We start from the raw sequence: 12,307 nt of genomic DNA, 5'->3' as shown, positions 1-12,307 counted from the left end.
GCCGGGCGCGGGCAGCTTTGTGGTGATTTTGCGGCACTGCCGCGGGTGTTGCGTTTCGTGGCCCGAGGCCCGGGTTCGAAGCAAAAAAAATGCCGCACGCGAACGTGCGGCATCGTGACGGCCCGGCTGCGTGATCAGTGATGCAGGTCGGGACGAGTTTCGACCTGGACCAGCGCCTCGGACGTCGCCTGCGCGTGGACGCGCGGCTCGCGCCCCAGGCGGACCGGCGCGGCGGCCGGCGCGGCCTGGCGGGAGGCGGCCAGCTTGGCGCTGTCCGTTTCCACCCACTGCATGCCGGCCTGCTCGACCACGCGCACGAGTTCGTCGTGCGACGCGGCGGCCTGCGGCACCACGATCTGGGCCGGCGCATCCAGGATGGAGGCCGGTTGCGGGACCGGGGTTTCGGTCACGGGCGCGGGCGCTTCGGCCTGGGCTTCCACGGCAACCGGTTCGGGCTGCGCGGCGGGGGCTTCGGCTTGGGGCGCGGGCGTGCTCACGGCCTCGACCGGCAGGACCGGCTCGACCGGGATCGTGGCGGCCTGCTGGACAGGGGCCTCGGCGGCCGCCGCGGGCGCGGGTTCCTCGGCCGGCTGCGGGATCGCCACGGGCGCGGGTTCCTCGGCCTGGGAAGGCGCTTCCGAGGACGGCTGGGCTTCCTGGACCGGTTCGGCCGGCGCGTGCACGACTTCCGCCACCACGGGAACGGGCGTGTCGATGGGCCGGGCCTCGGCGGTGATCAGGATGGGCTCGGACACGACGGCCAGCGGCTCGACCGGGGCGGACACCGGCGCGCCATCCTCGTCATCGGCCGATTCGTCATCCGACAAGCCATCTTCGCCCAGGGCGGCGCCGGCTTCGCCTTGGCGGCGGCCACGGCGGCCGCGACGGCGGCGGCGCTTGCGTTCCGGTTCGCCATCGGCGCTATCGGCGCCATCGGCGGATGCGAATTGCTCTTCGTCCTGGAGGTCTTGCGGCTCGGCGGCCACCGGTACCTGCGGCACGACAGGAGCTTCGGGCGCAGCGACGACGGGCGCGAGCGTCTCGCCAGCCACGACGGCGGCCGCGGCCACGGTCGAGCCGGCGGCCTCATCGGCCGGCAGGTCCTCGCGGCGTCCCCCGCGGCGGCCGCGGCGGTTGCGGTTGCGGGCCTCGCCCGACTGCTGCTCGGCATCGTCGGCGGCAGGCGCGGCGGCGACGGGGCGCTGTTGCTCTTCCTGCCTGGGCGCGCGGGCGCGGTCGTCCCGGCGTCCGTCGCGGCGCTGGCCGCGCGAATCACGGGCTTCCTTGCGGCCTTCCTCGCCTTCCTGGCGATCGCGGTCGTCGGGGCGCGCTTCGCGGTTGTCGCGGCGGCCGCGGTTGCCGCCGCCCTGGGGCGTGCGGCGGCGGTTGCGATGGGCGTCACGTTCCTCGCGCGATTCGTCCTTGCGCGGGCGGGCGGCCGGCTCGGCCGGCTGGGCGGGACTGCCCTTGAGCCAGGCGAACAGGCGCGACACCAGCGCCGGGAAGCCGCCAGTGGCCGGTGCCGCGGCGGGTTGGGCCTTGGCGCTGGGCGAGGGCGTGGACGAGACGGGCGCCGGCTGGGCGGGGGTGATGCCCTTGACGATGGCCTCGGGACGGGCCTTGACCTCGTGTTCCTGCGCGGAATAGGCGAGATTGGTCTCGGGTGCCTCGGCCAGCTCGAAGCTCGCCTTGGCGCTTTCCAGCCTGGGGTCGTCGTGCCGCAGGCGCTCGATGCGATGGTGGGGCGTCTCGAGGTGCTTGTTGGGGATGAGGATGACGTTGACCTTGGAGCGCGCTTCCATCTTGGCGATGTCGGTGCGCTTTTCGTTCAGCAGGAAGGTGGCCACTTCCACCGGCACCTGTGCGTGCACGGCGGCGGTGTTTTCCTTCATGGATTCTTCCTGGATCAGGCGCAGCACCTGCAGCGCGCTGGATTCGGTGTCGCGGATGACGCCGGTGCCGTTGCAGCGCGGGCAGGTGATGTGCGAGCCCTCGTTCAGCGCCGGGCGCAGCCGCTGGCGCGACAGCTCCATCAGGCCGAAGCGGGAGATCTTGCCCATCTGCACGCGGGCGCGGTCGAAATGGAGGGCTTCGCGCAGGCGCTGCTCGACGGCGCGCTGGTTCTTGCCGTCTTCCATGTCGATGAAGTCGATGACGATCAGGCCGCCCAGGTCGCGCAAACGCAGCTGGCGGGCCACTTCGTCGGCCGCTTCCAGGTTGGTGCGCAGCGCGGTTTCCTCGATGTCGCTGCCCTTGGTGGCGCGCGCCGAGTTGACGTCCACCGCGACCAGGGCCTCGGTGTGGTCGATCACCACCGCGCCGCCCGAGGGCAGGGGCACCGTGCGGGCGTAGGCGGTCTCGATCTGGTGTTCGATCTGGAAGCGCGAGAACAGGGGCACGTCGTCGCGGTAGCGTTTCACCCGCTGGACATTGTCCGGCATGACCACGCTCATGAAGGCGCAGGCCTGGTCGGCGATGTCGTCGGTGTCGATCAGGATCTCGCCGATGTCGGGCGAGAAATAATCGCGGATGGCCCGGATGACCAGGCTCGATTCCAGGTAGATCAGGATGGGGCCGGCGTTCTCGCGGGCGGCGCCGTCGATCGCGGTCCAGAGCTGCATCAGGTAGGACAGGTCCCACTGCAGTTCTTCGACGTTGCGGCCGATGCCGGCGGTGCGGGCGATGATGCTCATGCCCTGCGGAACCTGGAGCTGCTCCATGGTTTCACGCAGTTCCTGGCGGTCTTCGCCCTCGACGCGGCGCGATACGCCGCCGCCGCGGGGATTGTTGGGCATCAGCACCAGGTAGCGGCCGGCCAGCGAGATGAACGTGGTCAGGGCCGCGCCCTTGTTGCCGCGCTCTTCCTTCTCGACCTGGACGATGAGTTCCTGGCCTTCGCGCAGCACGTCCTGGATGCGGGCGCTGCGGACGTCCACGCCTTCCTTGAAGTAGGTGCGGGCGATTTCCTTGAAGGGAAGGAAGCCGTGGCGTTCCTCGCCATAGTTGACGAAGCAGGCTTCCAGGCTGGGTTCGACGCGGGTGACGACGCCCTTGTAGATGTTGCCTTTGCGTTGTTCGCGGCCGGCGGTTTCGATGTCGAGGTCGATGAGCTTCTGCCCATCGACGATGGCAACGCGCAGTTCTTCCTGGTGCGTTGCGTTGAACAGCATGCGCTTCATGTATGAAGTTCTCCGTGGTCGTGTCGCGCCGAAAAACCGGCGCGCAGCCTCGGGCCGTCCGGAAGATGCGGGGTGCGCGGAGCGAGTGGAGGAAACCGGTGCGCGAAAAGCCGCACCCACGGACTCAGGTCACGATGACCGGCCGGGTGGGAATGCGCAAGGTCGGGAGAGAGCGCAGGCACCGTGGATGCCGCGGCCATCGCCCACTGACCGCGGTTCGCGGTGGGGGAGATGGACGGTTGCGGTATCGAAAGCAGTGGTATTCACGGTATTTGCGAGCCAGACAGACTCGCCTCTTGGGCGAGCCTTTGCGTATACGACGACGGTTTCTTTGTACTTGCGTCCGCGGGCGCATATCCGTCGTCGCGCGGTTGGGCTTCGGGTTCGAAGCCATTGCGGCGCGACGAGCGGGCGACCATGACGGCCCGGAAGAATCCGGCGGGCGGGACGGGTACAATTCCGGCACACTTTGCGACCTGTCCTGACCCGGCGGCGTGCTGCAAAGGCTGCACGGCTTGCCGCGAAACATTCAGCGGCAGGCGGCAGCCCGATAGGGAACGCGGCCTGGATTTGGAAAGGTCTCGCGCACATCTGGCGGAAACGCCGCATAAAAGCGCGTCTCGACGCCGGAAGCGCGGTTCAGGGACACAACGTGTACGTCACCCCTGTGCTCCAACCCGCCTGATTCGATCAGGCTTCAGGATTATATGTCGCTACCATTGTTGCGCAAAGCGAAATCCACGCCCGGCCAGGGCCGCCCCGCCCGGAACCCCGAACCTGCGGCGGCTCCCGCCGTGCGCCTGGTCGAAGTGGACGAGGCGCACGACGGCCAGCGGCTGGACAATTTCCTGCTGCGGCTGTGCAAGGGCGTGCCCAAGAGCCACCTGTACAAGGCCATCCGGGGCGGCCAGGTCCGGGTCAACCGGGGGCGGGTGCCGGTGGACCACCGGATCGCCACCGGCGACCTGGTGCGGGTGCCGCCGTTCCGGCTGCCCGAGGCGCCGGTGCGCTTCGTGCCCCCCAGCGAATTTCCCATCGTGTTCGAGGACGACGCGCTGCTGGCGATCGACAAGCCGGCGGGCGTGGCGGTGCACGGCGGCAGCGGCGTGGATTTCGGCGTCATCGAGCAGTTGCGGCGGGCGCGGCCCGAGGCCCGCTTCCTGGAGCTGGTGCACCGGCTCGACCGTGACACGTCGGGGCTGCTGCTGGTGGCCAAGAAGCGCAGCGCCCTGGTCGGCCTGCACGAATCGCTGCGCAACGGGCTCTGGAACAAGCATTACCTGGTCCTGGTCGCGGGCGACTGGGTCAACGACCGCCAGCACGTGCGCAAACCGCTTACCAAATGGTCCACCCAGTCGGGCGAGCGCCGCGTGAAGGTCGATCCCGACGGCCAGCCGGCCCACACCATCTTCACCCTCAAGCGGCGCTACGGTTTGTATTCCCTGCTGGACGCCGAACTCAAGACCGGGCGTACCCACCAGATCCGGGTGCACGTGACCAGTTGCGGGTTTCCCATCGTGGGCGACGACAAGTACGGCGAGGACCACGCCAACGCCGCGGCGGCCGGGCGCGGGTTCCGCAGGATGTTCCTGCACGCCCATACCCTGGCCATTCCGCATCCGCTGACCGGCGAATCGCTGGCGCTGGAAGCCCATCTGCCCGAAGATTGCGTCAAATTCCTACAGCAACTGGAACATCCATGACTTCACCCCTCCCGGGCTATTCGCTGGTCGTGTTCGACTGGGACGGTACCCTGATGGATTCGACGCCGACCATCATCGCCGCCATCCAATCCGCCTGCCGCGACCTCGGGTTGCCGGTGCCGCCCGACGAAGCGGCCGCCTGGGTCATCGGCCTGAGCCTGCAGGACGCGCTGATGGCCGCCGTTCCCACGCTGGCGCAGGACCAGGTCCAGGCCTTCGTCGCGCGCTACCGCTTCCATTACCTGACCCGCGATCCGCAATTGCGCCTTTTCGCCGGCGCCGAGCAGATGCTGGCGCGCCTGGCCGAGCGCGGAGCGCGGCTGGCGGTGGCTACGGGCAAGAGTCGCGTCGGCCTGGAGCGGGCCCTGGACGCCACCGGCATCCGCCGGTATTTCGACACCACCCGCTGTGCCGACGAGACCTTCTCCAAGCCCAACCCGGCCATGTTGTTCGAGATCATGCGCGAACTGGGCGCGGATCCGGCCTCGGCCGTGATGGTCGGCGATACCTCGCACGATCTGCAGATGGCCCGCAATGCCGGAATCCATGGCGTGGGCGTGACCTACGGGGCGCACGCCGTGGACGAACTGGCGGGGTGCGCGCCGCAGACGCTGGCCGGCAGCATTGCCGAGCTGGGCGACTGGCTGCACGGCCGCATCGCGGCCCGGGCAGCCTAGGGCCCGGCCCCCGCGTCCGCTGTCGCCGCGCCGCCACTTGCCCTATCCTAGCGATTGCTTACCTCGATCTTCGACCTTTCATAGCGAGTTGTCTTCATGTCCCAGGATGCCTATTCCTCCCCGCCCGATGCTTCGTCCCGCGCTCCGGGGGAATGGGAGCGCGATGTGCTGGAGAAGCTGGTTTTCGCGTCGCTCAAGGAGCAGCGCGCGCGGCGGCGCTGGACCATCTTCTTCCGGCTGCTGATGCTGGCCATCGTGATCCTGCTGGTACTGACCGCCACCGGCGTGCTGTTCCGCGGATCGGGGTCGAGCACGCCCGATCCGCATACCGCGCTGATCGAACTGGACGGCGTCATCGATGCCCAGGGCGAGGCCAGCGCCGACAAGATCAACGCCGCCCTGCAGGCCGCCTTCGACGACAACAACGCCAAGGGCGTGGTCCTGCGCATCAACAGCCCGGGCGGCAGCCCGGTCCAGGCCGGCATGATCTTCGACGAGATCCGCCGCCTGCGCGCCCAGAATCCCGATAAGCCGGTGTACGCGGTGGTCGAGGAAATCTGCGCCTCCGGCGGCTACTACGTCGCCGCCGCGGCCGACAAGATCTATGTCAACAAGGCCAGCGTGGTCGGCTCCATCGGCGTCATCATGGAAGGCTTCGGCTTCACCGGCCTGATGGACAAGGTGGGCGTCGAACGGCGCCTGGTCGTGTCCGGAGAGAACAAGGCGCTGCTGGATCCGTTCTCGCCCGCCAATCCCGGACAGCAGGCCCATGCGCAGGCGCTGGTGCAGGAAATCTTCCAGCAGTTCGTCGGCGCGGTGCGGGAAGGGCGCGGCGAGCGGCTGCATGAAACGCCGGACATGTTCACCGGGCTGATCTGGACCGGCACCAAGAGCGTCGAACTGGGCCTGACCGACGAACTGGGCACGGTGGACAGCGTGGCGCGCGACGTCATCCAGGCCGACACCGTGGTGGACTACACAGTGCGCGAGAACTTCGCCGAGCGGGTCGCCAAGCGCGTGGGCGTGTCCTTCGGCGCCGGACTGGCCAAGACCGGCCTGGGCGGGGCCGGCGGCGTCTGGCATTGGAAGTAAAGGGCCGCTCCGCGATTCCGGGGCGCCAGGCGCGGCGCCCTTAGCGCCGCAGTTGTCCCAGGATGGCGCGCCGGATTTCGCCGAAGCGTGGGTCGGCGCGGTCGCGAGGGCGCGGCAGGTCGACCCGGGTCGCGGCGACGACGCGGCCGGGGCGTGGCGCCATGACCGCGATGGTGTCGCTCAGGTAGACGGCTTCCTCCACGTCGTGGGTCACCACGATCACCGTCACCCGCCGCTGCGACCAGATGCGCAGCAATTCCTCCTGCAGATGGACCCGCGTCAGCGAATCCAGGGCGCCGAAGGGTTCATCCATCAGCAGTATTTCCGGTTCCGAGACCAGTGCGCGGGCGATCGCGGCGCGCTGGGCCATGCCGCCCGAAAGCTGGTGCGGATAGGCCTTGGCGAAGGCGGACAGCCCCACCAGTTCCAGCATCGCCGCCACGCGGCGGTCGCGCTCGCGCGCAGCGAGATCGAGGCTGTCCAGTCCCAGCGCGACATTGCCGGCGATGGTCAGCCAGGGAAAGAGGCGATGGTCCTGGAACACCATGCCGCGCTCGATGCCGGGCCCGGCGATGGGCCGGCCGTCGATCAGGATCTCGCCGTCGAAGGCCGCGTCCAGGCCGGCCACCAGGCGCAGCAGCGTCGACTTGCCGCAACCGGACGCGCCCACGATGCTCAGGAATTCGCCGTGCCGCAGGTCCAGGTTGATCCGCTCCAGGACCGGCAGCGGCTGGTCGTCCACGGTGTACTGCTTGGCCACCCGGCGCAGGGACAGCGCGTACGAAGCGGGTTGGGCAAGGGAAGGGGAGGAGGTCGTCATTCAGCGGTCCCGCCAGGTGATGATGCGTGAAAAGACATGGCGCGAGGCCCGGTTGCAGGCATAGCCCACCAGGGCCAGCGCGACGGCGCCGGCCAGCACCAGGTCCATGCGGAACAACTCCCGCGCCGCTACCAGGAACGAGCCCAGGCCGCGTCCGACGCCGATCGCGTATTCGGCGCCCACGGTGCCTATCCAGGCCGTCAGCAAGGCGATTTCCAGGCCGATCAGGATGGCGGGCAGCGCGGCCGGCAGGACCATCTTCGTCACCCGCCGCCACGGCCGCAGCCTGAGCACCGCCGCGGTTTCCCAGTAGGCGGGGGCGATGGCCCGCACGCCTTGCTCGGTGTTCAGGAAGGCGGGGAAGAAGGCCGACAGCGAGATGAAGACCACCTTGGCGACCTCGCCCGTGCCGAACCAGGCGGTCAGTAGCGGAATCCAGGCGAACAGGGCGACCTGGCGCAGGCCGTGCAGCGTGGGGGCGATTGCGCGCTGGAGCGGGCGCGACAATCCCAGGGCCACGCCCAGCGCGACGCCGGCGCAGGCGCCCAGCGCGATGCCCGCCGTGGCCCGCGTCAGGCTGGCGGCCAGCGCCGCCCAGATCTGCCGCCCGTCCGGATCCACGAATGGCGACGACAGGACCTGGTGCAGCGGCACCAGCAGCGGGGTGCGCACGAGGCCGGTATCGACCACGGCCAGCCACAGCAGCACCAGGGCGGCGGGCAGGGCGGCGCCGCGCCGCACGCGGGGCGCAAGGCGTGAGAGGGCGGCCAGCGGCCCTGGCCAGGCCGTGTCAGCCATGGGAGGGCACCTTGCGGTTCAGGGCCTGCTCGACGGCCAGCAGCGCGCGATCCAGCGCGAAACCCGCCAGGCCCACCACGATCATGCCGACGATCACGAGGTCGGTCTGGAACTGCTTGCGGCCCCACACCATCATGTAGCCGATGCCCTCGGTGGCGGCCAGCATCTCGACCACGATCAAGGCTATGAACGCGTGGCCCAGGCCCAGCCGCACGCCGCTGAAGACCGGACCCAGGCTGGCGGGCGCGATCACCCGGATAAAGCGGGTCCAGGGCCGCAGGCGCAGCACCCGCGCGGTTTCGAGGTGGGCCTTGGGGATGTCGCGTATGCCCTGGGCGGTATTGATGACGATGGGCACGAAGACCGCCTTGGCGATGATCAGGATCTTCAGCGTCTCGGCGATGCCGAAGACCAGGATCAGGATGGGTATCCAGCCGATGGAAGGAATGGCGAACAGCGCGCGCAGCAGCGGGTCGAGATAGTCGCGCACGGTGTCCGAGACCCCCAGCGCGATGCCGGTGGCCAGGCCCAGCGCAGCGCCCAGCAGGAAGCCCAGGCCGATGCGGTGCAGGCTGACGGCGAAGTTCGCGGCGATGTCGCCGTTCCCCAGCAGTTCCACGAAGCTGGTCCATACCCGTTCCGGCGCCGGCAGGATCTGCGGCGCCACCCAGCCCTGGGAGGCGGCCAGTTGCCAGGCGCACAGGGCCAGGGCCGGCAGCAAGAGCGGCAGCAGCGCTGCGCGCCAGGCCCGTGGCGCACGGGGCCGGGCCGGGGAGGCGGGGACGGCGAGCGCGTCCAGGCGGGCGTCGGTATGGGAGGTCATGGCAATCGCTCCCGTCAGCCTTCCAGCGGCTTGCCGTTGGCGTCGCGCCGCGGCCAGTTCCCCTGCAGGCCGAGCTGGTCCAGCGCCTGGTCGACGTACCTGGGCAGGAACCATTGCTGGAGATCTATGCCCGAGCGGATCAGTTTCTGTTCCTGGCTGAAGGCGACGGCGTCGCGGTACTGGGAGACGAAGAACGTGTCGATGCGCGGATTGAAGACGTCCTTGAGCGCCACCCCCGCGTACTCGTCGCGCAGCGCCGGGTAGGGCACGCCGGAGCGGGTCCAGATCCGCAGGGCTTCCTCGCGGTTTTCCTCATGTCCCAGCCATTCGGCCGCGCGCACCAGCCCGCGCACCACGCGCTGCGTGGCTTCGGGGTAGCGCTGCTCGAACGACTCCGTCACCGTGATGGCGCCGAAACCGGCCGCCTTGGGACCGATGTCGTGCGAGCTGTAGAAGACCTTGGCCAGGCCCTTGTCGCGCAGCGACAGCAGCACGCTCGAACCGATCACCGCATCCACGCTGCCCGCCGTGAGCGCCGCCAACTGGTCGGCGGTGGCAAGGTCGAGCAGCGTCACGTCCTTGAGGGTCAGGCCGTTTCCTTCCAGGGCCTTCAGGAAGGCCCAGTGCAGCACCGTGCCCTTGGCGACGGCCACCCGCCTGCCCTTGAGGTCCTTGAACGACTTGACGGGCAGGTCGGGCCGGGCCACGCCGAAGATGGTGGTGTAGCCGTACGAGGTCACGATGCGCGTGGGCAGCCCGTTGGCGCGGCCGACGATGTTGGGCAGCGACCCGTACTGGGCGAAATCCAGCCGCCTGTTGGCGATGGCCTCGTTGATGGCCGGCCCCGTGCCGGTGAAGTACTCGAAGCTCAGCTTGACCGGCGTGCCCTTGAATTCATCGGCGATGAACCCCTTGCCCTGCGCGATCGCCAGCACCGCCAGCCCATAGGGCTTGCCGAACCCCTGCCCGAAACCGCCGAACCGCACCTGCTCCGGCCAGCCCTGCGCCTGCGCGCCCGCCGCTACCAACCCCGACACCACGACCGCCGCCGCATAACGTATGAACCGCATATTCCTATCCTTTTAAAAAACGATGCTCTTGCCGTTGCCAGGGCTATTCAATGGGCTCGGCTCAGGAGCTCGAAACTGCTGTCCCGCTGCGCTGTTGCCGTGCGCCCGGCGCCCCAGCCGATCGCGGCGCGGTAGCTGCCCATCAGGGGCCGCGCCGCGGTTTCCTCGACCGCCTGCGCGGCGTCGGCCGGCGCCGCCACGTACAGGGCGTCCACCGGGCAGTACAGCTCGCACATGAAGCAGGTCTGGCAATCGGACTGCCGGGCGATGCGCGGCGGGCCGCCGGGAACGAGGTCGAAGACATTGGTGGGGCAGGCGTGCACGCAGATGTTGCAGGCGGTGCAGCGTTCGGCGCTGACGATCTCGATCATGCCGCCACCTTGCCCGCGTAGGCGCCCGGCGTCGCGGGCGTCGAGACAGGCTGCGCCCGCACCCAGACGTCGTCCAGTCCGCCGCTGACCAGCCGGTGGTGCTGGGCGGGATCGACGGCCGCGTGCTCGGCGCGCCGGTGCATGCCGCGCGTCTCGGTGCGTTGCAGGGCGCTGCGATACATCCAGCGCGAGGTCGCCAGCATGGCCGCCGCCTCGCGGGCGCGCACCCACTGCGTGCCCGTGCCCGCCGGCCGGCCGCGGCGCACGCGGGCCCACAGCGCATCCAGCCGCCCCAGCGAGTCCTCCAGCAGCGGTCCGCTGCGCGTCCAGTTGCGTTCGGTGGGAAACACCTCGGCCTGCACCGCGCGGATGACCGCATCCGCGTCCCAGGAAGCGGACGGATCGCCGTCCAGCCCGGCGACGCCGGCGCGGTGGACGTTGCGGTGGCCGAAGGCTCGCGCCTCGCGGGCGAACCGGGCGGCGCCCGCGCCGGCCCAGAAACCCGAGGACATGGCCCAGGCGGCGTTGTGGCTGCCGCCGCCGGTGAAGGCCCCGCAGATCAGCTCGCGCGTGGCGGCGTCGCCCGCGGCATACAGGCCGGCGACCGTCGTGGCGCAGTCGTCGCCGACCACGTGCAGGCCGCCGGTGCCGCGCACCGTGCCTTCCAGGCGCAGCGTGACCGGGAAGTGCTGGGTGAAGGGGTCGATGCCCTGCCGGTCGAAGGGGACGAAGAAGTTGGGCTGCGCGGTGCGCATCCAGGCGCGAATGGCGCCGTCGGCGCGGTCCAGGCAGGCATGGACGGGCTGCGTCGCCAGCGTCCTGGCGATGACGCCGCGCCCGCGCGACGAACCCGCTCCTTCGATGCGCCGGCCGTCGCGGTCATAGAACGTCGCCCAGTTGTAGAACAGGGACTTGGTGACCGATGCGAAGGCCGGACCCAGCCCGTAGGCGTTGGAGAACTCCATGCCCGAGAGTTCGGCGCCGGCCTCGGCACCGAGCAGGTAGCCGTCGCCGGTCAGGACGTTGCAGCCCAGCGCGCGGCTCAGGAAGGCGCAGCCGCCCGTGGCCAGCACCACGGCGCCCGCGCGGGCCACCCACGTCGCGCCCGTCTGGCGGTTGATGCCGACAGCGCCGCAGACCGTGCCGTGTTCGTCCACCAGCAGTTCCAGTACCGGGCTGTGGTCGAGAATGCGCGCGCCCGCCTGCTTGGCCGCCTTGCGCATCAGGCGCATGTAGTCCGGGCCCTGTAGCGAGGTCTGCCGCAACTGGCCGTGTTCGTCCTGGGGGAAGGGATAGCCCCATTCCGTCAGCGTCTCGATGTTGTTCCACGTCTGTTCGAGCACGCGGTCCATCCAGGCGTGCTCGGCCAGGAAGCCGCCCATCTCCAGGCGGCTGGCCTTGGCCTTCTCGCGCGCGGCGGCGTCGCGCGGGACATGCCAGACGCCCGTGCCGGACGGCGCGGTCGCGCCCGAGGTGCCGCAGTATCCCTTGTCGGCGAGCACCACGCGCGCGCCGCGCGCGGCCGCGCCGACGGCGGCCCACGTGCCCGCCGGGCCGCCTCCTATGATCAGCACATCGGCATCGTGCCGGACCGAGGCTTCGGTACCGGACAGGGGGTGCAAATCGCGTACCGCCATGTTCGTCTCTCCTGGAACCGGCCATGGGCCGGAGTGCGGGGGACCGCAGCGGAGAAAGGAATGCCTTCGCCCGCATGCCGGTCATGCATGTCCAGGGATGCTAGAGACGGACGGCTGGCCGCCCAACGATTTGTTTC

10 protein-coding genes are annotated in these 12,307 nt (G+C 69.8%); 3 read left to right on the top strand and 7 right to left on the bottom strand.

Going from position 1 to position 12,307, the window contains the following annotated elements:
• Positions 1 to 134 precede the first annotated feature (134 nt).
• A complete protein-coding gene (locus EGT29_RS15945; RefSeq protein WP_124689904.1) occupies positions 135 to 3,179 on the bottom strand; it encodes an Rne/Rng family ribonuclease in 3,045 nt (1,014 codons plus the stop codon).
• Positions 3,180 to 3,886: 707 nt separating this feature from the next.
• Between EGT29_RS15945 and EGT29_RS15940 the strand changes: the two genes are divergently transcribed.
• From EGT29_RS15940 to sppA, 3 genes are all read left to right on the top strand, one after another.
• Positions 3,887 to 4,882 (top strand): RluA family pseudouridine synthase, encoded by a 996-nt coding sequence (locus EGT29_RS15940; protein WP_124689903.1) that lies wholly within the window; start codon positions 3,887 to 3,889, stop codon positions 4,880 to 4,882.
• Entirely contained in the window at positions 4,879 to 5,559 is a 681-nt protein-coding gene (locus EGT29_RS15935) for an HAD-IA family hydrolase (RefSeq protein ID WP_124689902.1), read from the top strand. The genes EGT29_RS15940 and EGT29_RS15935 overlap by 4 nt, the downstream gene beginning before the upstream one ends.
• Positions 5,560 to 5,655: 96 nt before the next feature.
• Positions 5,656 to 6,651, top strand: a complete 996-nt coding sequence (sppA, locus tag EGT29_RS15930) for a signal peptide peptidase SppA (RefSeq protein ID WP_124689901.1) — start codon at positions 5,656 to 5,658, stop codon at positions 6,649 to 6,651.
• A 40-nt stretch (positions 6,652 to 6,691) separates the two neighbouring features.
• On the opposite strand, the gene EGT29_RS15925 is transcribed toward sppA, so the two are convergent.
• From EGT29_RS15925 to EGT29_RS15900, 6 genes are read right to left on the bottom strand one after another with little or no spacing between them, the layout of a single operon-like run.
• A complete protein-coding gene (locus tag EGT29_RS15925; RefSeq protein WP_124689900.1) occupies positions 6,692 to 7,471 on the bottom strand; it encodes an ABC transporter ATP-binding protein in 780 nt (259 codons plus the stop codon).
• A complete protein-coding gene (locus EGT29_RS15920) occupies positions 7,472 to 8,269 on the bottom strand; it encodes an ABC transporter permease (RefSeq protein ID WP_124689899.1) in 798 nt (265 codons plus the stop codon). It lies immediately after the preceding gene.
• A complete protein-coding gene (locus EGT29_RS15915) occupies positions 8,262 to 9,092 on the bottom strand; it encodes an ABC transporter permease (RefSeq protein ID WP_161567832.1) in 831 nt (276 codons plus the stop codon). The genes EGT29_RS15920 and EGT29_RS15915 overlap by 8 nt, the downstream gene beginning before the upstream one ends.
• Positions 9,093 to 9,106: 14 nt before the next feature.
• Positions 9,107 to 10,162 (bottom strand): ABC transporter substrate-binding protein, encoded by a 1,056-nt coding sequence (locus tag EGT29_RS15910; protein ID WP_124689897.1) that lies wholly within the window; start codon positions 10,160 to 10,162, stop codon positions 9,107 to 9,109.
• Between the two features lie 47 nt (positions 10,163 to 10,209).
• The gene (locus EGT29_RS15905; RefSeq protein WP_124689896.1) at positions 10,210 to 10,533 is read right to left on the bottom strand and encodes a ferredoxin family protein; all 324 of its coding nucleotides are present in this window, start codon (positions 10,531 to 10,533) and stop codon (positions 10,210 to 10,212) included.
• The gene (locus tag EGT29_RS15900; RefSeq protein ID WP_124689895.1) at positions 10,530 to 12,170 is read right to left on the bottom strand and encodes an FAD-dependent oxidoreductase; all 1,641 of its coding nucleotides are present in this window, start codon (positions 12,168 to 12,170) and stop codon (positions 10,530 to 10,532) included. The genes EGT29_RS15905 and EGT29_RS15900 overlap by 4 nt, the downstream gene beginning before the upstream one ends.
• Positions 12,171 to 12,307 lie beyond the last annotated feature (137 nt).

This window comes from Pigmentiphaga sp. H8 (assembly GCF_003854895.1).
Taxonomy (GTDB): domain Bacteria; phylum Pseudomonadota; class Gammaproteobacteria; order Burkholderiales; family Burkholderiaceae_B; genus Pigmentiphaga.
Note: the sequence above shows the minus strand (reverse complement) of the source record. Positions and strands in the feature narration are given on the sequence as shown.

Coding starts and splice junctions, on each gene's coding strand:
- EGT29_RS15945 (WP_124689904.1), bottom strand. CDS start 3,179: ATGAAGCGCATGCTGTTCAACGCAACGCACCAGGAAGAACTGCGCGTT.
- EGT29_RS15940 (WP_124689903.1), top strand. CDS start 3,887: ATGTCGCTACCATTGTTGCGCAAAGCGAAATCCACGCCCGGCCAGGGC.
- EGT29_RS15935 (WP_124689902.1), top strand. CDS start 4,879: ATGACTTCACCCCTCCCGGGCTATTCGCTGGTCGTGTTCGACTGGGAC.
- sppA (WP_124689901.1), top strand. CDS start 5,656: ATGTCCCAGGATGCCTATTCCTCCCCGCCCGATGCTTCGTCCCGCGCT.
- EGT29_RS15925 (WP_124689900.1), bottom strand. CDS start 7,471: ATGACGACCTCCTCCCCTTCCCTTGCCCAACCCGCTTCGTACGCGCTG.
- EGT29_RS15920 (WP_124689899.1), bottom strand. CDS start 8,269: ATGGCTGACACGGCCTGGCCAGGGCCGCTGGCCGCCCTCTCACGCCTT.
- EGT29_RS15915 (WP_161567832.1), bottom strand. CDS start 9,092: ATGACCTCCCATACCGACGCCCGCCTGGACGCGCTCGCCGTCCCCGCC.
- EGT29_RS15910 (WP_124689897.1), bottom strand. CDS start 10,162: ATGCGGTTCATACGTTATGCGGCGGCGGTCGTGGTGTCGGGGTTGGTA.
- EGT29_RS15905 (WP_124689896.1), bottom strand. CDS start 10,533: ATGATCGAGATCGTCAGCGCCGAACGCTGCACCGCCTGCAACATCTGC.
- EGT29_RS15900 (WP_124689895.1), bottom strand. CDS start 12,170: ATGGCGGTACGCGATTTGCACCCCCTGTCCGGTACCGAAGCCTCGGTC.